Origin of the sequence: Klebsiella sp. JB_Kp004 (genome assembly GCF_040065795.1) — a bacterium.
GTDB classification, from domain to species: Bacteria; Pseudomonadota; Gammaproteobacteria; order Enterobacterales; family Enterobacteriaceae; genus Klebsiella; species Klebsiella quasipneumoniae.
In genome coordinates this window covers 1-621 of sequence record NZ_JBEAKW010000029.1, presented here as the reverse complement: position 1 = coordinate 621, position 621 = coordinate 1, and the positions used below count along the sequence as shown (strand labels likewise).

At 52.5% G+C, this 621-nt stretch carries 1 rRNA gene; it reads left to right on the top strand.

Features of this window, described 5'->3' with window-relative positions:
* Positions 1–621 (top strand): 23S ribosomal RNA (locus tag ABLX76_RS13825); the annotation flags it as partial.

Here is a 621-nt window from a genome sequence, read left to right as displayed (position 1 = left end):
GGTGTGACTGCGTACCTTTTGTATAATGGGTCAGCGACTTATATTCTGTAGCAAGGTTAACCGTATAGGGGAGCCGCAGGGAAACCGAGTCTTAACTGGGCGTTAAGTTGCAGGGTATAGACCCGAAACCCGGTGATCTAGCCATGGGCAGGTTGAAGGTTGGGTAACACTAACTGGAGGACCGAACCGACTAATGTTGAAAAATTAGCGGATGACTTGTGGCTGGGGGTGAAAGGCCAATCAAACCGGGAGATAGCTGGTTCTCCCCGAAAGCTATTTAGGTAGCGCCTCGTGAACTCATCTTCGGGGGTAGAGCACTGTTTCGGCTAGGGGGTCATCCCGACTTACCAACCCGATGCAAACTACGAATACCGAAGAATGTTATCACGGGAGACACACGGCGGGTGCTAACGTCCGTCGTGAAGAGGGAAACAACCCAGACCGCCAGCTAAGGTCCCAAAGTCATGGTTAAGTGGGAAACGATGTGGGAAGGCACAGACAGCCAGGATGTTGGCTTAGAAGCAGCCATCATTTAAAGAAAGCGTAATAGCTCACTGGTCGAGTCGGCCTGCGCGGAAGATGTAACGGGGCTAAACCATGCACCGAAGCTGCGGCAGCGAC